An 18,306-nucleotide genomic window follows, 5' to 3' on the forward strand; every position below is an offset into this window, starting at 1 on the left:
ATCAGGCAGCGACCGTGTTGGCCACGTCCTGGTATTCCTCGATCTGGTCGAAGTTCATGTAGCGGTAGATCTCCGCACCATTGGCGTTGATCACGCCGATGTCCGCCATGTACTCCTCCTTGGTCGGGATGCGGCCCAGACGCGAGCAGATCGCGGCCAGTTCGGCCGAACCCAGGTACACGTTGGTATTGCGGCCCAGGCGGTTCGGGAAGTTGCGGGTCGAGGTCGACATCGCGGTGGAGCCTTCGCGGATCTGCGCCTGGTTGCCCATGCACAGCGAGCAGCCCGGCATTTCCATGCGGGCGCCGGTGGCGCCGAAGGTGCCGTACACGCCTTCCTTGGTCAGCTCCGAGGCGTCCATCTTGGTCGGCGGGGCCACCCACAGGCGGGTCGGCAGGTCACGCTTGCCTTCCAGCAGCTTGGCAGCGGCACGGAAGTGGCCGATGTTGGTCATGCACGAACCGATGAACACTTCGTCGATCTTGGCGCCAGCGACTTCGGACAGGGTCTTCACGTCGTCCGGATCGTTCGGGCAGGCCACGATCGGCTCGTGGATGTCGGCCAGGTCGATCTCGATGACGGCGGCGTACTCGGCATCGGCATCCGGCTCCAGCAGCTGCGGGTTGGCCAGCCACGCCTCCATCTTCTCGATGCGACGCTGCAGCGAACGCGGATCCTGGTAGCCCTCGGCAATCATCCACTTCAGCAGCGTGATGTTGCTGGTCAGGTACTCGATGATCGGTTCCTTGTTCAGGCGCACCGAGCAACCGGCCGCCGAACGCTCGGCCGAGGCGTCGGACAGTTCGAACGCCTGTTCGACCTTCAGCTCCGGCAGGCCTTCGATTTCCAGGATGCGGCCGGAGAAGATGTTCTTCTTGCCAGCCTTGGCCACGGTCAGCAGGCCCGACTTGATCGCGTACAGCGGGATCGCGTTGACCAGGTCACGCAGGGTCACGCCCGGCTGCATCTTGCCCTTGAAGCGCACCAGCACCGACTCCGGCATGTCCAGCGGCATCACGCCGGTGGCCGCAGCGAAGGCGACTAGGCCCGAACCGGCCGGGAACGAAATGCCCACCGGGAAGCGGGTGTGCGAGTCACCACCGGTACCCACGGTGTCCGGCAGCAGCATGCGGTTGAGCCAGCTGTGGATCACGCCGTCGCCCGGGCGCAGCGAAACGCCGCCACGGGTGGAGATGAACTCCGGCAGGGTGTGGTGGGTCTTCACGTCCACCGGCTTCGGGTAGGCGGCGGTGTGGCAGAACGACTGCATCACCAGGTCGGCCGAGAAGCCCAGGCAGGCCAGGTCCTTCAGCTCGTCACGGGTCATCGGGCCGGTGGTGTCCTGCGAGCCGACCGAGGTCATCTTCGGTTCGCAGTAGGTGCCCGGGCGCATGCCCTGGCCTTCCGGCAGGCCACAGGCGCGGCCGACCATCTTCTGTGCCAGCGAGAAGCCCTTGCCGGTGTCAGCCGGCTGCACCGGCAGGCGGAACAGGTTGGTCGGGGCCAGGCCCAGCGCTTCGCGCGCCTTGCCGGTCAGGCCACGGCCGATGATCAGCGGAATGCGGCCACCGGCACGCACTTCGTCGAACAGCACTTCGGACTTGACCTGGAACTCGGCGATCACTTCACCGTTCTTCAGCGCCTTGCCTTCGTACGGACGCAGTTCGACCACATCGCCGTGCTCCATCTTCGACACGTCCAGCTCGATCGGCAGTGCGCCGGCATCTTCCATGGTGTTGTAGAAGATCGGGGCGATCTTCGAACCCAGGCAGACGCCACCGGCGCGCTTGTTCGGGATGAACGGAATGTCATCACCGGTCCACCACAGCACGCTGTTGGTGGCCGACTTGCGCGAGGAGCCGGTACCGACCACGTCGCCGACATAGGCAACCAGGTGGCCCTTGTCCTTCAGGTCGAGGATCTGCTGGATCGGGCCGCGCTTGCCGTCTTCTTCCGGGGTGAACGGCGCGTCGTCGCGCTTGTTCTTCAGCATCGCCAGAGCGTGCATCGGGATGTCCGGGCGGGTCGTCGCATCCGGTGCCGGCGACAGGTCGTCGGTGTTGGTCTCGCCAGGCACCTTGAACACGGTGACGGTCAGGCTCTGCGGCACTTCCGGGTTGCTGGTGAACCACTCGGCATCGGCCCAGCTCTGCAGCACGGCCTGGGCGTTGGCGTTGCCGGCCTTGGCCTTTTCCTGCACGTCGTGGAACGCGTCGAACACCAGCAGGGTCTTCTTCAGGCCATTGGCGGCAATGGTGCCGACGCTGGTGTCGTCCAGCAGCTGCACCAGCGGCGCAACGTTGTAACCGCCGAGCATGGTGCCCAGCAGTTCGGTGGCGCGCTCGCGGCTGATCAGCGGGTTCTGCTCGCTGCCCAGCGCGATCGCGGCCAAGTACGAGGCCTTGACCTTGGCTGCGTCATCGACGCCGGCCGGCACGCGGTGGGTCAGCAGGTCGAGCAGGAACTCGGCCTCGCCCTGCGGCGGGTTCTTCAGCAGTTCGATGACATCGGCCGTCTGCTGCGCGCTCAGCGGCAGCGGCGGGATGCCAAGCGCAGCGCGCTCGGCGACGTGGTGGCGGTAGGCTTCCAACATGACAACTCCCGGGTAATGCGTAGGTTGAAAAAACAAAGTGGGCTCAGGCTTGCGGCACGATCAGCTTCAGGCCCTTGAAGTAGTCGCGGTAAAACGTGTCGTTCCAGGTGATCAGGCCGTCGCACTGCAGCAGTGCGTGGGCGCCGACCATGAATTCGTCCAGGCTGCGGCGGCTGCCGCCGCGCTGGCGATGACGGCGGTGCATCTCGCCGGCGCGCAGTGCCGACTTGGCTTCCATCGGGTTGAAATGCACGCCCATCTCTTCCAGCGCTTCGAGCACTTCGGCACCGCCGCGCAGCGAAGCGCAGACTTCGGCCAACGTCGCGCCACAGACCACCACGCGGCCGCCGACCAGGCTCTGCCTGAGGATGGCTTCCACGGCATCGGCCTGCGGACCATTGCTGAGCAGCTCGACCAGCACCGGTGAATCGACGGCGATCATCACGGCTTACTCCTCGTCACGCACCGCGCGCACCGCCGCGTCGGACGATTCGAAGCCGTCCAGCGCGAACTTGCCGCGCGCCCGTGAGATGGCATCGTCAACACTCTTGCGCAGGATGATGCGGCTGCCGTCCAGCTCGACCTTCAGCAGCGTGCCCTTGGTCAGGCCGAGGGCATCACGCACCGCCTTGGGCAGGGTGATCTGTCCGCGTTCAGCAACGGTGGCTTCCATGGGGTACGCCTCAAAAAGTATGCATGAATTATACATACTTGCAGTATCTGGAACAAACCCGGCCAATCCGTGACCGCGATCCTGCGCTGGTCGCATCCGGGGGTTAGACTGGCTCCGCAGCGACCTGCTGCGGCCCCGGGCTGGACGCACCGCGTGCCGCCCGCACCTACCCGCCATAAAAGGATGTTCCATGCGCGCCTTGACCCTTGCCCTGATGCTGGCTGCCCCGCTGGCCCTTTCGACGACGGCAGCCCACGCCAATCCGTTCGGCGCCTACACCACCGGCGTCGAGATCACCCAACAGCAGATGGACACCCTGGAAGTCGGCAAGACCAGCCAGGACCAGGTCCGTGAGAAGTTCGGCGCACCCGGCCGCCGCGAACAGCTGGGCGACACGCAGGTCTGGTACTACGACTACGTGAAGATCAAGACCTTCGGCAAGAACATCCAGGAAGCGACCGTCCTGGAATTCAACAAGCAGGGTGTGCTGACGGCCAAGTCCAAGAGCAACGCTGTTGGCAAGACCGGCAATCCGCTGCTGGATGCCGCCAACGGCAAGTAAGTCCTGCTCGACACGCACTTCCGGACGGGACGCCCATGGGCGTCCCGTCTGCGTTCGGGCCAGCGGGCGACGACCGCACGCGCTGACACGAAGGCTACACACACCGCTGTAACCTTGCGTTCCAAGCCAGCCGGGTCATTGCCGGGCGCTGGATCGCCGATACTGGGCAGGATCCGGGGCCGGAATGCCACCGGCGACCGCAAGCAGGCCCCTGCACGCACGGGCCAGAGCAAGCCATCCGCAAGAAGGAGTTACCCCGCATGAGCGATTCGTTCTCCACCCGCAGCCAGCTGAACGTCGGCGGCAAGACCTACGACTACTTCAGCCTGCCCACGCTGGGCCAGCGCTTCGATATCTCCCACCTGCCCTACTCGATGAAGATCCTGCTGGAGAACCTGCTCCGGCACGAGGACGGCGGCATCACCGTCGGCAAGGACCACATCGAAGCCGTGGCCCGCTGGAATCCGGCGGCCGAACCGGATACCGAGATCGCCTTCATGCCGGCGCGCGTGGTCCTGCAGGACTTCACCGGCGTGCCCTGCGTGGTCGACCTGGCCGCGATGCGCGATGCGGTGGTCAAGCTCGGCGGCTCGCCGGAGCAGATCAACCCGCAGATTCCTTCCGAGCTGGTCATCGACCACTCGGTGCAGGTCGATGTGTTCGGCAAGCCGGACGCACTGGACCTCAACGGCAAGATCGAATTCCAGCGCAACCAGGAACGCTACGGCTTCCTGCGCTGGGGCCAGAAGGCCTTCGACAACTTCAAGGTGGTGCCGCCGAACACCGGCATCGTCCACCAGGTGAACCTGGAAAACCTCGCCCGCGTGGTGATGACCGCGGACAAGGATGGCAAGGCCGTGGCCTATCCCGATACCGTGTTCGGTACCGACAGCCACACCACGATGATCAACGGCATCGGCGTGCTGGGCTGGGGCGTGGGCGGCATCGAAGCGGAGGCCGCCATGCTCGGCCAGCCATCGTCGATGCTGATCCCGCAGGTGGTCGGCTTCAAGCTGACCGGCAAGCTGCCCGAGGGTGCCACCGCCACCGACCTGGTGCTGACCGTCACCCAGATGCTGCGCAAGCTGGGCGTGGTCGGCAAGTTCGTCGAGTTCTACGGTGACGGCCTGCAGCACCTGCCGCTGGCCGACCGCGCCACCATCGGCAACATGGCCCCGGAATACGGCGCCACCTGTGGCATCTTCCCGATCGACGCCGAGTCGCTGAACTACCTGCGCCTGTCCGGCCGCAGCGAAGAGCAGATCAACCTGGTCGAGGCCTACGCCAAGGCGCAGGGCCTGTGGCACGAGCCGGGCAGCCCGCACGCCCAGTACAGCACCACGCTGGAACTGGACATGGGCACGGTGAAGCCGTCGCTGGCCGGCCCGAAGCGCCCGCAGGACCGCGTGCTGCTGGAAGACGTGCAGAAGAACTACCGTGAAGCCCTGGTCGGCATGACCGCCAACCGTGACAAGCGCAGCGACGACGTCTCCTCGTTCGTCAACGAAGGCGGCGGCGCCGCGGTCGGCAACGAGCAGCTGGCCAAGGGCTTCGCCGACATCGAGATCGAAGGCCGCAAGGTCCGCCTGAAGGACGGCGCGGTGGTCATCGCTGCCATTACTTCGTGCACCAATACCTCCAACCCGGCGGTGATGATCGGCGCCGGCCTGCTGGCCCGCAATGCGGCCGCCAAGGGCCTGAACCGCCAGCCGTGGGTGAAGACCTCGCTCGGGCCGGGCTCGCGCGTGGTCACCGATTACCTGGAAAAGGCCGGTGTGCTGAAGGAGCTGGAAAAGATCGGCTTCTACGTGGTCGGCTACGGCTGCACCACCTGCATCGGCAACTCCGGCCCGCTGCCGACCGAAGTCAGCGCCGGCATCGCCACCGGCGACCTGGTGGTCACCTCGGTGCTGTCGGGCAATCGCAACTTCGAGGGCCGCGTGCACCCCGAAGTGAAGATGAACTACCTGGCCAGCCCGCCGCTGGTGGTGGCCTACGCCATCGCCGGCACCACCGACATCGACCTGACCACCCAGCCGCTGGGTACCGGCAGCGATGGCCAGCCGGTGTTCCTGCGCGACATCTGGCCGAGCAACAAGGAAATCGGTGACGTCATCGCCGCCACCATCGGCCCGGAGATGTTCAAGCAGAACTACGCCGACGTGTTCAAGGGTGATACCCGCTGGAACACCATCGCCTCGCCGGACGGCAACCTGTACGCGTGGAGCGATGCCTCCACCTACATCAAGAACCCGCCGTACTTCGATGGCATGACCATGCAGACCGGCAGCATCGACGACGTGCACGGCGCGCGCGTGATGGGCCTGTTCGGCGATTCGATCACCACCGACCACATCTCCCCGGCCGGCAACATCAAGAAGGACTCGCCGGCGGGCCGCTTCCTGCAGGAACGTGGCGTGCAGCCGGCCGACTTCAACAGCTACGGCAGCCGCCGCGGCAATGATGACGTGATGGTCCGCGGCACCTTCGCCAACATCCGCATCAAGAACCTGATGTTCGGTGGCGAGGAAGGCGGCAACACCCTGTACTACCCGGCCGGTGGCGGCCAGCCGGAAAAGCTGGCGATTTACGATGCGGCCATGAAGTACAAGGCCGACAAGGTGCCGCTGGTGGTGCTGGCCGGCAAGGAATACGGCACCGGTTCGTCGCGTGACTGGGCTGCCAAGGGCACCCTGCTGCTGGGGGTGAAGGCGGTCATCGCCGAAAGCTTCGAGCGCATCCACCGCTCCAACCTGGTCGGCATGGGCGTGCTGCCGCTGCAGTTCCGCAACGGCGAGAACGCGCAGAGCCTGGGCCTGGACGGCTCGGAAGTGATCGACATCACCGGCCTGCAGGACGGTGCCAGCAAGCGCGCCACGGTCACCGCGACCAAGGCCGACGGCACGAAGAAGACCTTCGAGGTGTCGGTGATGCTGCTGACCCCGAAGGAAGTCGAGTACTTCCGTCATGGTGGCCTGCTGCAGTACGTGCTGCGCCAGTTGGCCAGCAAGTAACGTTCCGCTCTCGGTAGAGTCGACTGCTGGTCGACTACCCGACAAAAGGGCCGGATCCTCGCGGATCCGGCCCTTCCTGTTTCTCTGCAGCCAGGCATGGCCTGGATCTACCGCATCTCCGGCGGCACCGGGATGGGCGCCAGGTGCGCGCTCAGCGGCGCGGCGCGTCCGGGTCGGTGCGCAGCGCCTTCAGCAGGCCCCACATGTAGAACGCCAGGGTGAACGAGAACGGCAGGCCGCACAGCACCACCGCCGTCTGCATCGCGCTGAAATTGCCGGCCAGCAGCAGCCCGACGCTGGCCACGGTGATGCCGACGGCCCAGAACACGCGCAGCCAGATCGGCGCGTCATGGCCGTCTTCCACCCCATCGTCAACGCGACGGGTACACAGGTTGGCGATCATCAGCGTGCCCGAATCGACTGGGGTCAGGAACAGCACGAAGCCGATCACCACTGCGGCACCGGCCACGTACGGCGCGGCGGGCAGGTATTCCAGCAGCTTGAACAGCGTCATCGCCGCATCGTGCTGGGCCACGTCACCCAGGATCGCCTGGCCATGGTTGAGCACCAGGTCGATGGCGGTGTTGCCGAAGATCGACAGCCAGGCCAGGGTGAAGCCGAGCGGGATCAGCAGCACGCCCATGATCACTTCGCGGATGGTGCGGCCACGCGAGATGCGTGCCACGAAAAGGCCGACGAACGGCGCCCAGGCGATCCACCAGGCCCAGTAGAACAGCGTCCACGAGCCCATCCACTCACGGCCCTTCGGGTCGTTGAGGTACATGTCGAAACTCTTGCGCACGAACGCACCGAGGTAATCGCCGGTGTTCTGGATCAGGCCATCGAACAGGTGCAGGGTCGGGCCGGTGACCAGCACGAACAGCAGCAGGCCGCACAGCAGGCGCACGTTGAGGTTGGACAACCAGGCAATGCCCTTCTCCACACCGGCGACCACGCCGATGGTGGCCACCACCATCATCACCAGCACGATCGCCACCAGCACCTGCGGCGTATCCGGGATGTGGAACAGGTAGACCAGGCCGGACTGCACCACCAGCGCGCCGATGCCGAGGTTGGTGACCATCGAGATCAGCGTGGCGAGGATGCCGAAGCCATCGACCATGTCGCCGATGCGACCATGGATGCGCTCACCGAAGATCGGGTACAGCGCCGAGCGCAGCGCCAGCGGCAGGTCACGGCGGTAGGCGAAATAGCCCAGTGCCACGCCGACCAGCGCATACAGCGCCCAGCCGTGCAGGCCCCAGTGCAGGAAGGTCAGCACCATCGCCTCGCGGCCGGCGGCCACGGTGCCGCCGGGTTGCCCGGGCGGATGCAGGAAGTGGTCCAGCGGCTCGTAGGCGCCGTAGTACAGCAGCGCGATGCCGATGCCGGCCGAGAACAGCATCGAGACCCAGGCGACGTAGCCGAAGGCCGGCGATTCCTCGTTGTGACCCAGGCGGATGCGGCCATACGGCGAGAACGCCAGCCACAGCACGAAGCCCAGGCACAGCACGATCAGCAGCATGTACCACCAGCCGAACGCGGCCGACACCTCGGCCTGCGCCCATTGCAGCCAGTGCTCGCTGCCTTCGGGATAGAGAACGGTGAGCAGCCCGAGGATGCCGATCGACACCGAGGAGCTGAAGAAGACAAAACGGTTCAAGCGCAGGGGCGAACGCTTGGGATGAGCCAGGGAAGACATGGGGTCGTCTCATCAAGTCCGAGGGAGCACATGGGCGGGGCCGGACCGGTAAACCGGGCCCATGGCGTGGGGCGCGAGCGCATCCTAGGGTTTATTGATTGAACGTTCAATCAATAAAAAGCATAATGGCGGGCAGCCCGATCCTTCGGGTCGCAATCCGTGGAGAGACAATGCCGAAGAAAGGCGTGGAACCGGTACGGCGCGAACAGCTGATCCGGGCCACTTTCCAGACCATCGACGAGATCGGCATGGCCGATGCGACCGTCGCCACCATCGCGAAGAAGGCAGGGCTGTCCAGCGGCATCGTCGCCCACTACTTCGGCGACAAGGACGGCCTGCTCAATGCTGCAATGCGGCAGATCCTGCGCGAGCTGAAGGACGCGGTCGCCCGCTACCGCGCCGACGCCAGCGACGACCCGCGCGAGCAGCTGCGCGCCATCGTCGACGGCAACTTCGACGACAGCCAGATCAACGGCACCGCGATGCGCGTCTGGCTCACCTTCTGGGCCGCGAGCATGCACCAGCCGGAACTGGCCCGGCTGCAGCGCGCCAACGACCAGCGCCTGTTCTCCAACCTGTGCCACCAGTTCAACCGCCTGCTGCCCCACCCGCAGGCCCGCCTGGCCGCCCGCGGGCTGGCCGCGATGATCGATGGCCTGTGGCTGCGCGGCAGCCTGGTCGGCGGCCAGTTCAACGCCGAGAAGTCCCGGCGCATCGCTTACGGCTACATCGACTTCCAGTTGCAGGCTGTCGCGCTATAAGCGCTTCAGCACCCGCCCCCTTCCAAGGAGTACGCCCCATGACCACCCTGCCCGTCCAACAGCTCTACATCCACGGCCAGCGCGTCGATGCCACCAGCGGCAAGACCTTCAAGACCGTCAACCCGGCCACCGGTGAGGTAATCGCCGAAGTGCAGGTTGCCAGCCAGGCCGACGTCGAGCGTGCCGTGCAGAGCGCGTCCGAAGGCCAGAAGGTGTGGGCCGCGATGACCGCGATGGAACGCTCGCGCATCCTGCGCCGCGCCGTCGAGATCCTGCGTGAGCGCAACGACGAACTGGCCCACCTGGAAACCCTGGACACCGGCAAGGCGCTGGCCGAAACCACCACCGTGGACATCGTCACCGGCGCCGACGTGGTCGAGTACTACGCCGGCCTGGCCACCGCCATCGAAGGCATCCAGCTTCCGCTGCGCGAATCGAGCTTCTTCTACACCCGTCGCGAGCCGCTGGGCGTGGTCGCCGGCATCGGCGCCTGGAACTACCCGATCCAGATCGCCATGTGGAAGTCGGCCCCGGCGCTGGCTGCCGGCAACGCGATGGTGTTCAAGCCTTCGGAAGTGACCCCGCTGACCGCGATCCGGCTGGCCGAGATCTACACCGAAGCCGGCGTGCCGGCCGGCGTGTTCAACGTCGTGCAGGGCCCGGGCCGCGAGATCGGCCAGTGGCTGACCGAGCACCCGGTGATCGAGAAGATTTCCTTCACCGGCGGCGTCGCCACCGGCAAGAAGGTCATGGCCAGCGCCGCGTCCTCCTCGCTGAAGGAAGTGACCATGGAGCTGGGCGGCAAGTCGCCGCTGGTGATCTGCGATGACGCCGACCTGGATCGCGCCGCCGACATCGCGGTGATGGCCAACTTCTTCAGCTCCGGCCAGGTCTGCACCAACGGCACCCGCGTGTTCGTGCCGCGCAGCATGCTCGCCGCATTCGAGGCCGCCGTGGTCGAGCGTGTCAAGCGCATCCGCATCGGCGACCCGATGGCCGCCGAAACCAACTTCGGCCCGCTGACCAGCTTCCCGCACATGGAAAACGTGCTGCGCTACATCGAAAGCGGCAAGGCCGAAGGCGCCCGCCTGCTGACCGGCGGTGGCCGTGCCACCGAAGGCGCGCTGGCCAATGGCGCCTACGTGCTGCCGACCGTGTTCTCCGACTGCCGCGATGACATGACGATTGTCCGGGAAGAGATCTTCGGGCCGGTCATGAGCATCCTCGCCTACGACGACGAAGACGAAGTGGTGCGTCGCGCCAACGACACCACCTTCGGTCTGGCCGCCGGCGTGGTCAGCAAGGACATCAGCCGCGCCCACCGCATCATCCACCGCCTGGAAGCCGGCATCTGCTGGATCAATACGTGGGGTGAGTCGCCGGCCGAAATGCCGGTCGGTGGCTACAAGGAATCCGGCGTCGGCCGCGAGAACGGCATCTCCACCCTCGGCCACTACACCCGCATCAAGTCGGTGCAGGTGGAACTGGGCGACTACGCCAGCGTGTTCTGACCGGCGCGCCCCGAGCGCGCACCCTCGTCCGGCCACCGCGCCGATCCGACATTCCGCCGGGACGCCTGCATGCAGCGCGCCCCGGTCTGCAGGAGACACCCATGAGCACCCATAACGAGTACGACTACATCATCATCGGCGCCGGTTCGGCCGGCAACGTGCTGGCTACCCGCCTCACCGAAGATGCCGATGTCAGCGTGCTGCTGCTGGAAGCCGGTGGCCCGGACTACCGGCTCGACTTCCGTACCCAGATGCCGGCGGCACTGGCCTTCCCACTGCAGGGCAAGCGCTACAACTGGGCGTACAAGACCGATCCCGAGCCCTTCATGAACAACCGCCGCATGGACTGCGGCCGCGGCAAGGGCCTGGGCGGCTCGTCGCTGATCAACGGCATGTGCTACATCCGCGGCAACGCGATGGATTACGACAACTGGGCCAGCATGCCGGGCCTGGAAGACTGGACCTACCTGGACTGCCTGCCGTACTTCCGCAAGGCGGAAACCCGTGACATCGGCCCCAACGACTACCACGGTGGCGACGGCCCGCTGCGGGTGACCACGCCGAAGGCCGGTAACAACGAGCTGTTCGCTGCGATGGTCGAAGCCGGCGTGCAGGCCGGCTACCCGCGCACCGACGACCTCAACGGCTACCAGCAGGAAGGCTTCGGCCCGATGGACCGCACGGTGACCCCGAAGGGCCGTCGCTCCAGCACCGCCCGTGGTTACCTGGACCTGGCCAAGCCGCGCCCGAACCTGACCATCGTCACCCACGCGCTTACCGACCGCATCCTGTTCTCGGGCAAGCGTGCGGTGGGCGTGCAGTGGCTGCACAACGACCAGCCGCAGCGTGCCACCGCGCGCCGCGAAGTGCTGCTGTGTGGCGGCGCCATCGCCTCGCCGCAGATCCTGCAGCGTTCGGGCGTCGGCCCGGCCGACCTGCTGCGCAGCCTGGACATCGACCTGGTGCACCACCTGCCGGGCGTCGGCGCCAACCTGCAGGACCACCTGGAGATGTACCTGCAGTACGAGTGCAAGAAGCCGGTCTCGCTGGCACCGGCACTGAAGCTGTACAACCAGCCGGCCATCGGCGCCGAGTGGCTGTTCCTGGGCACCGGCATCGGCGCCAGCAACCAGTTCGAGGCCGGCGGCTTCATCCGCAGCGACGCCGAATTCGACTGGCCGAACCTGCAGTACCACTTCCTGCCAGTGGCGATCAATTACAACGGCTCCAACCCGATCAAGGCGCACAGCTTCCAGATGCACGTCGGTTCGATGCGCTCGCCCAGCCGCGGCCGCATCCACGTGCGTTCGAAGGATCCGCGCGAACATCCGAGCATCCTCTTCAACTACATGTCGCATGAGCAGGACTGGCGCGAGTTCCGCGCGGCGATCCGCATCACCCGCGAGATCTTCGCGCAGCCGGCGCTGGCACCGTACAGCGGCCGCGAGATTTCCCCGGGCAGCGCGCTGCAGACCGATGCGCAGATCGATGCGTTCGTCCGCGAACATGCCGAGACCGCCTACCACCCGTCGTGCTCGAACAAGATGGGCCACGCCGATGACCCGATGGCGGTGGTCGACGGCCAGGGCCGCGTGCACGGGCTGGAAGGCCTGCGCATCGTCGATGCCTCGATCATGCCGCAGGTGGTGACCGGCAACCTCAACGCGCCGACCATCATGATGGCCGAGAAGCTGGCCGACGTGATCCGCGGCCGCACCCCGCTGGCCCGCAGCACCGCGCCGTACTACAAGGCCAACGGTGCACCGGTGCGCAAGCAGGACTGACGCAAGCGCCCCGCTTGGCGACACGGTCGTGCCGGCCGCTGGCCGGCATCCACCGGAATCCCGATCGAGCGCAGACGCCGGCCAGCGGCCGGCACGACCAAGCAAAGAGGCCCTTCGGGGCCTCTTCGCGTTTTCCCTACGGCGGGGTATGCTGCAATGAACGGCCATTGTCGCTACGCTCAGGGCCGGAACCTAATACATCACGATTCCTGGAGGGGGAATATGAGTCTGGATCGTCCCTGGCTGCAGAGCTATCCGAAAGGCGTTCCCGCCGAAATCGACGTCAACGAGTTCCATTCGGTAGCTTCGGTCTTCGACGCTTCCGTCGCGAAATTCCGCGACCGTCCGGCCTACTCCAGCTTCGGCAAAGTGCTCACCTACGGTGAGACCGATGCGCTGGTCACCCAGTTCGCCGCCTACCTGCTGGGTGAGCTCAAGCTCAAGAAGGGTGACCGCGTCGCCCTGATGATGCCCAACTGCCTGCAGTACCCGGTGGCCACCTTCGGCGTGCTGCGCGCCGGACTGACCGTGGTCAACGTCAACCCGCTGTACACCGCGCGCGAACTCAAGCACCAGCTGGTCGACGCGGGCGTCAGTGCGCTGGTGGTGGTCGACAACTTCGGCGACACCGTCGAACAGGTCATCGCCGATACGCCGGTCAAGCACGTGGTCACCACCGGCCTGGGCGACCTGCTCGGCGCCAAGGGCGCGATCGTCAACTTCGTACTGAAGTACGTCAAGAAGATGGTGCCCAACTACCACATCAAGGGCGCCGTCCGCTTCAGGCAGGCGCTCAAGCTGGGCAGCCACCACGCACTTCCGCCTGTCGAGATCGACCACGACGACATCGCTTTCCTGCAGTACACCGGCGGTACCACCGGCGTGGCCAAGGGCGCGATGCTGACCAACCGCAACCTGATCGCCAACATGCAGCAGGCGTCGGCGTGGCTGTCCACCTCGGGCATCGAGCCGGGCAAGGAAGTGATCATCACTGCCCTGCCGCTGTACCACATCTTCGCGTTGACCGCGAACGGCCTGGTCTTCATGAAGTTCGGTGGCTGCAACCACCTGATCACCAACCCGCGCGACATGAAGGGTTTCGTCAAGGAGCTCAAGGGCACCCGCTTCACCGCCATCACCGGCGTCAACACGCTGTTCAACGGCCTGCTCAACACGCCCGGCTTCGACGAGATCGACTTCTCTTCGGTCAAGTTCACCCTCGGCGGCGGCATGGCGGTACAACGTGCCGTGGCCGAACGCTGGAAGAAGGTCACCGGGGTGACCCTGGTCGAAGCCTATGGCCTGACCGAGACCTCGCCGGCAGCCTGCATCAACCCGCTCACCCTGCCCGAGTACAACGGCGCCATCGGCCTGCCGATCCCGTCCACCGATGCGTGCATCAAGGACGACAACGGCAACATCCTGGCGCTGGGCGAAGTGGGCGAGCTGTGCATCAAGGGCCCGCAGGTGATGAAGGGCTACTGGCAGCGCCCGGAGGAAACCGCCACCGCCATCGACGCCGACGGCTGGCTGCACACCGGCGACATGGCGAAGATGGACGAACAGGGCTTCTTCTACATCGTCGACCGCAAGAAGGACATGATCCTGGTGTCCGGCTTCAACGTGTACCCGAACGAGGTCGAGGACGTCATCGCGATGATGCCCGGCGTGTTGGAAGTGGCTGCGGTCGGTGTCCCGGACGAGAAGTCCGGCGAGGTCGTGAAGGTCGTGATCGTGAAGAAGGACCCGAACCTGACCGCGGAAATGGTCAAGGAACATGCCCGGGCCAACCTGACCGGTTACAAGCACCCCAGAATCGTAGAATTCCGAAAGGAGCTGCCGAAGACCAACGTCGGCAAGATTCTCCGTCGCGAGCTGCGTGATACGCCCACCCAGTAAGGGTTTCCGGGCAACACGACAGTACAGGGGACCCCGCCGGAGACGGCGGGGTCTTTTTATTGCCGGAACATGGCCGGCCCGGCCCTTGCGGGCGGTTCACGACGGGTGCATAGAATCAGTCGCCGCCGCATGTTCAGCTCGCCCCCCCACTCCTCTCCGTCCGCTCTGCGGTTGGCCGGACGGTCACACGGAGAACTCCCATGTCTGCAGTACGCCCCATCATTACCCGTCCCTCGCAGCACCCTACCCTGCGTATCACCGAAGAACCCGAGCGGGATGTTTACTGGATCCATATGCACGCCAACCTGGTCAACCAGCCAGGCCGGCCGTGCTTCGCCTCGCGCCTGGTCGATGACATCGTCGACTACCAGCGCGAACTGGGCGATCGCCTCAGCGCCTCGCACGCTCTGTCACCCCATGTCGTACTTGCCTCGGACAGCGACGTGTTCAACCTGGGCGGCGATCTCGAACTGTTCTGCCGCCTGATCCGCGAGGGCGACCGCGCCCGCCTGCTCGACTATGCCCAGCGCTGCGTGCGCGGCGTGCATGCCTTCCATGCCGGCCTGGGCACCCGTGCCCACAGCATCGCCCTGGTCCAGGGCAATGCACTGGGGGGCGGCTTCGAGGCCGCACTGAGCTGCCACACCATCGTCGCCGAGGAAGGCGTGTTGATGGGCCTGCCGGAGGTGCTGTTCGACCTGTTCCCCGGCATGGGCGCCTACTCCTTCCTGTGCCAGCGGATCAGTCCGCGGCTGGCGGAGAAGATCATGCTGGAAGGCAACCTCTACACCGCCAGCCAGCTGAAGGAAATGGGCCTGGTCGACATCGTGGTGCCGGTGGGCGAAGGTGTTGCCGCAGTCGAACAGGTGATCAAGGAAAGCCGACGCATCCCGCACGCCTGGGCGGCGATGCGTGAGGTCAACGAGATCGCCACCATGGTGCCGCTGCATGAAATGATGCGGATCACCGAGATCTGGGTAGACACTGCGATGCAGCTCGGCGAGAAGTCCCTGCGCACCATGGATCGGCTGGTACGGGCGCAGGCCCGGCGCAATGGCGACCCGGCCTGATCGTCTGGCGGGTCAGGACGGGCTGCGCTCGCTATCATCGCGGTGCGGTGCCCCCGCACTACGGGCAGCCAACGCATTCCTGCCGTTGCGCAGAGCGGTCGCCAGGTTGCCGAGGCGGGAGCTCCATTCACCCTTCAGCTGCCAGTCCGCCATGCGCATGATTTCGCCACTGGAGGCGGCAACCTGGACAAGCCCCAGGTTGCTTGCCACGCCGCGCAGCGCGTGGGCGTGCTCGCGGAAATCCTCCCAGGCCTGGCGCTCGCCGCAGCCTTGGAGCTGGCCCATGCTCGCGTCGACGTCCGCCAGGCACTGGTCGATGAACTTGCGTTCGAAGCCATCGCCCATGCCCAGCGACGCCAACTCGTCCAGGACCGCGGTATCGAGCACGCCATCGCCGACCGGCAATGCAGGCACCGACTGGATGCCGGGTTCTGAGCGGGTGTTGGCGGCGACATCGGCCAGCACTTCCAGCAGGCGGGTGGCCACCACGGGCTTGGCAAGGAAGGCGCGGGCGCCGGCCTGCTCACAACGCAGGATGGACTCGGGGGTGACGTCTGCGCTCAGCACCATGACCGGAACGTAAGGCATGCCGCTGGCCTGCATCACCCGCAACTGCTTGAGCAGATCCAGTCCGCTCATGCCAGGCATGTGCAGGTCGACGATCGCTGCGTCGTAACTGGCCTGCTCCAACGCATCGAGCACTTCGGCGCCGCCGTTGACGCAGGTGACCTTGTGGCCGGCCTTCTCCAGCAACCGCTGCAGCACCATGCGGTTGGCTTCGTGGTCGTCGGCGACCAGAACCCGCAGGCTCCGCACCCGTGCGCGATGGCGCAGGAAGGGATTGGAAAACGCGATGACATTGCCGGCTTCAGCCACCTCGGACGGAACCGCCGGGGCTGATGAGGTGTCTGCGACGTCCAGCGTGATCTCGACCCAGAACACGCTGCCGCGCGGGCTGTTCGGCGCATAGCCGACCTGCCCGCCCATCGACTCGACCAGGCCCTTGGCAATGGCGGTGCCCAGACCGGTGCCTTCATGGCGACGGGCCAGGCCGACATCGCCCTGCTCGAAGGCATTGAACAGGCGTCCGCGCAACGCCACCGGCACGCCGATGCCGGTATCGACGATCTCGAATCGCAGGCGCATCCGCTCGCTGCCCAGCGCATCGGGGCTGGACACGCGCAGATGCACGTAGCCACTGTCGGTGAACTTGACCGCGTTGCCCATCAGGTTCAGCAGGATCTGCTGCAGGTGCCCGGCATCCCCGAGCAGGCGCGGCGGCACGTTGTCGTCCACCTGCACGCGATAATCCAGCGATTTGGAGCGGGTCTGCGGGGTCAGGATCAGGTTGATCGCCTGCAGCACGTCGGCCAGCGCGAACTCGTGCCACTCCACGCGCACCTTGCCAGCTTCGATCGCGGAGATGTCCAGCACCTCTTCCACCAGCGCCAGCAGGCTGCGGGTCGAGGCCTGGATGGTGTTCAGGCACTCGCGCTGTTCGTCGTCCAGGCGGGTGGTGGCCAGCACTTCGGTCATGCCGGCCAGCCCGTTCAACGGCGTGCGGAACTCATGGCTCATGTTGGCCAGGAAGCGGCTCTTGGCTTCGTTGGCCTGCCGCGCCTCGGCCACCGCCCGGGTCAAGGCATGCAGCAGCGAATCGAAGTACAGCGGAATCGCGCCCAGGCCCAGCAACAGGCCCCAGCCCAGATAATCGTGACCGCGCCAGTACGGCGACAGCATCACCGTGCACAGGAAGGCCAGGCAGCCCATGGCCGTGGCCACGCGCAGGTAGGTGCTGCCGTAGCGCATGCCGTTGCCGATCGTCACCCACAGCATCACCGCATACAGCGGTGCGGCCGGCTCGCCCTGGATGGTCATGATCCAGGCCATGCAGGTGTAATCGGTCAGCATGCCGATCACCCGGCGCACATGCGACACGCCCGGATTGACCAGGATCGCGGTCAGCAGGCCGGCGGAAATGGTCAGCTCGAAGGCGAGGATCAGCCACGTCGCCGTCAGCGCCTCACCGCCGCCGCTCAGCGAGCGCCAGCCGAGATAGCTGATGAACAGTGCGGTGATGATGATGCGGATCAGGTTCTGCGCGTGCTCGCTGTCCTCGCGCCCGGACAGGCGCTGCTTGAAGCGGGCCAACAGCGAGCGCTTGTCGGATCCAGCGGCGGGCGTCGTATCCATGGTCGGATGTCGCATCCTTCGGCGCAGCAGGGAGGAGCAGCACAACGGTACTGCCAGCAACCCCAACCACAGGGAAATGGCCAGCCCCAGGTTGGCCTGCCAATAGGGAGTCAACAGCACGGTAGTGCCGAAACTGATCATCGCCAGCACGATGGCAGCGGTCAGGTAACGCGGCCCGAAGCGCAGGCCGTTGCCCACCGTGACCCACATCACCACCGCATACACCCACGCCAGCGGCTCACCCATCTGGATCATGCCGATCGCGATCAGGCCGTAATCGGCCAGCATCCCGGCCACCCGCCGCGGGTCCGAGCGCTGCGGCTTCCACAGCAGCCAGCCGAACAACAGCAGCGACAGGCCCAGCCCGGTCACCGCCGTTGCCAGCGCGCCCTGGTACTGATCCAGCCGGTGCAGGCGGGCGCCGGACAACAGAACATAGACCAGGATCAGCGAGATCAGCACCACCCGCACGATCGCCTGGCCATGTTCCGAATCCGGACGCTGCGCCAGCCGACGCCTCACGCGTGCGAACAGGTCCTGCATG

Annotated in this window: 12 protein-coding genes; 7 read left to right on the plus strand and 5 right to left on the minus strand. The window is 65.9% G+C overall.

Features of this window, described 5'->3' with window-relative positions; translation table 11 throughout:
- Position 1 precedes the first annotated feature (1 nt).
- The 3 genes from acnB to JLDANKMP_RS21780 are packed head-to-tail and all read right to left on the minus strand — an operon-like array spanning position 2 to position 3,266.
- A complete protein-coding gene (acnB, locus tag JLDANKMP_RS21770) occupies positions 2-2,593 on the minus strand; it encodes a bifunctional aconitate hydratase 2/2-methylisocitrate dehydratase (protein ID WP_005409507.1) in 2,592 nt (863 codons plus the stop codon).
- Between the two features lie 43 nt (positions 2,594-2,636).
- Positions 2,637-3,035: a type II toxin-antitoxin system VapC family toxin gene (locus JLDANKMP_RS21775; protein ID WP_005409506.1), complete on the minus strand. Its 399-nt coding sequence runs from the start codon at positions 3,033-3,035 to the stop codon at positions 2,637-2,639.
- A gap of 6 nt (positions 3,036-3,041) precedes the next feature.
- Complete coding sequence (locus JLDANKMP_RS21780; protein ID WP_005409505.1) at positions 3,042-3,266, minus strand: AbrB/MazE/SpoVT family DNA-binding domain-containing protein; 225 nt, start codon at positions 3,264-3,266, stop codon at positions 3,042-3,044.
- A 190-nt stretch (positions 3,267-3,456) separates the two neighbouring features.
- On the opposite strand from JLDANKMP_RS21780, the gene bamE reads away from it, so the two are divergent.
- Together bamE and acnA are read left to right on the plus strand one after the other, a co-directional pair.
- A complete protein-coding gene (bamE, locus tag JLDANKMP_RS21785) occupies positions 3,457-3,828 on the plus strand; it encodes an outer membrane protein assembly factor BamE (RefSeq protein ID WP_005409504.1) in 372 nt (123 codons plus the stop codon).
- A gap of 260 nt (positions 3,829-4,088) precedes the next feature.
- Positions 4,089-6,842 (plus strand): aconitate hydratase AcnA, encoded by a 2,754-nt coding sequence (gene acnA / locus JLDANKMP_RS21790; RefSeq protein WP_043035398.1) that lies wholly within the window; start codon positions 4,089-4,091, stop codon positions 6,840-6,842.
- Between the two features lie 151 nt (positions 6,843-6,993).
- Here acnA and JLDANKMP_RS21795 read toward each other — a convergent pair whose 3' ends face one another.
- Positions 6,994-8,544: a BCCT family transporter gene (locus JLDANKMP_RS21795; protein WP_005409502.1), complete on the minus strand. Its 1,551-nt coding sequence runs from the start codon at positions 8,542-8,544 to the stop codon at positions 6,994-6,996.
- 170 nt (positions 8,545-8,714) lie between these two features.
- Here JLDANKMP_RS21795 and betI point away from each other — a divergent pair, with 170 nt between their 5' ends.
- From betI to JLDANKMP_RS21820, 5 genes are all read left to right on the plus strand, one after another.
- Entirely contained in the window at positions 8,715-9,305 is a 591-nt protein-coding gene (gene betI, locus JLDANKMP_RS21800; RefSeq protein WP_005409501.1) for a transcriptional regulator BetI, read from the plus strand.
- Between the two features lie 38 nt (positions 9,306-9,343).
- Positions 9,344-10,816 carry a betaine-aldehyde dehydrogenase gene (gene betB, locus JLDANKMP_RS21805; protein ID WP_133050614.1) on the plus strand — a complete coding sequence of 491 codons (1,473 nt, stop codon included), beginning with the start codon at positions 9,344-9,346 and terminating at the stop codon, positions 10,814-10,816.
- A gap of 101 nt (positions 10,817-10,917) precedes the next feature.
- Positions 10,918-12,600, plus strand: a complete 1,683-nt coding sequence (gene betA / locus JLDANKMP_RS21810) for a choline dehydrogenase (RefSeq protein ID WP_005409499.1) — start codon at positions 10,918-10,920, stop codon at positions 12,598-12,600.
- A 222-nt stretch (positions 12,601-12,822) separates the two neighbouring features.
- A complete protein-coding gene (locus tag JLDANKMP_RS21815) occupies positions 12,823-14,499 on the plus strand; it encodes a long-chain fatty acid--CoA ligase (RefSeq protein ID WP_212562086.1) in 1,677 nt (558 codons plus the stop codon).
- A gap of 200 nt (positions 14,500-14,699) precedes the next feature.
- Entirely contained in the window at positions 14,700-15,569 is an 870-nt protein-coding gene (locus JLDANKMP_RS21820) for a crotonase/enoyl-CoA hydratase family protein (RefSeq protein ID WP_012480080.1), read from the plus strand.
- Between the two features lie 12 nt (positions 15,570-15,581).
- Here JLDANKMP_RS21820 and JLDANKMP_RS21825 read toward each other — a convergent pair whose 3' ends face one another.
- The gene (locus JLDANKMP_RS21825) at positions 15,582-18,305 is read right to left on the minus strand and encodes a response regulator (protein ID WP_249337035.1); all 2,724 of its coding nucleotides are present in this window, start codon (positions 18,303-18,305) and stop codon (positions 15,582-15,584) included.
- Between the last annotated feature and the right edge of the window lies 1 nt (position 18,306).

This window comes from Stenotrophomonas sp. PE591, assembly GCF_018320795.1.
Lineage (GTDB): Bacteria > Pseudomonadota > Gammaproteobacteria > Xanthomonadales > Xanthomonadaceae > Stenotrophomonas > Stenotrophomonas maltophilia.

What these genes read in the sequence shown, in the direction of transcription:
- acnB (WP_005409507.1), bottom strand. Translation starts at nt 2,593, where the DNA reads ATGTTGGAAGCCTACCGCCACCACGTCGCCGAGCGCGCTGCGCTTGGC.
- JLDANKMP_RS21775 (WP_005409506.1), bottom strand. Translation starts at nt 3,035, where the DNA reads ATGATCGCCGTCGATTCACCGGTGCTGGTCGAGCTGCTCAGCAATGGT.
- JLDANKMP_RS21780 (WP_005409505.1), bottom strand. Translation starts at nt 3,266, where the DNA reads ATGGAAGCCACCGTTGCTGAACGCGGACAGATCACCCTGCCCAAGGCG.
- bamE (WP_005409504.1), top strand. Translation starts at nt 3,457, where the DNA reads ATGCGCGCCTTGACCCTTGCCCTGATGCTGGCTGCCCCGCTGGCCCTT.
- acnA (WP_043035398.1), top strand. Translation starts at nt 4,089, where the DNA reads ATGAGCGATTCGTTCTCCACCCGCAGCCAGCTGAACGTCGGCGGCAAG.
- JLDANKMP_RS21795 (WP_005409502.1), bottom strand. Translation starts at nt 8,544, where the DNA reads ATGTCTTCCCTGGCTCATCCCAAGCGTTCGCCCCTGCGCTTGAACCGT.
- betI (WP_005409501.1), top strand. Translation starts at nt 8,715, where the DNA reads ATGCCGAAGAAAGGCGTGGAACCGGTACGGCGCGAACAGCTGATCCGG.
- betB (WP_133050614.1), top strand. Translation starts at nt 9,344, where the DNA reads ATGACCACCCTGCCCGTCCAACAGCTCTACATCCACGGCCAGCGCGTC.
- betA (WP_005409499.1), top strand. Translation starts at nt 10,918, where the DNA reads ATGAGCACCCATAACGAGTACGACTACATCATCATCGGCGCCGGTTCG.
- JLDANKMP_RS21815 (WP_212562086.1), top strand. Translation starts at nt 12,823, where the DNA reads ATGAGTCTGGATCGTCCCTGGCTGCAGAGCTATCCGAAAGGCGTTCCC.
- JLDANKMP_RS21820 (WP_012480080.1), top strand. Translation starts at nt 14,700, where the DNA reads ATGTCTGCAGTACGCCCCATCATTACCCGTCCCTCGCAGCACCCTACC.
- JLDANKMP_RS21825 (WP_249337035.1), bottom strand. Translation starts at nt 18,305, where the DNA reads ATGCAGGACCTGTTCGCACGCGTGAGGCGTCGGCTGGCGCAGCGTCCG.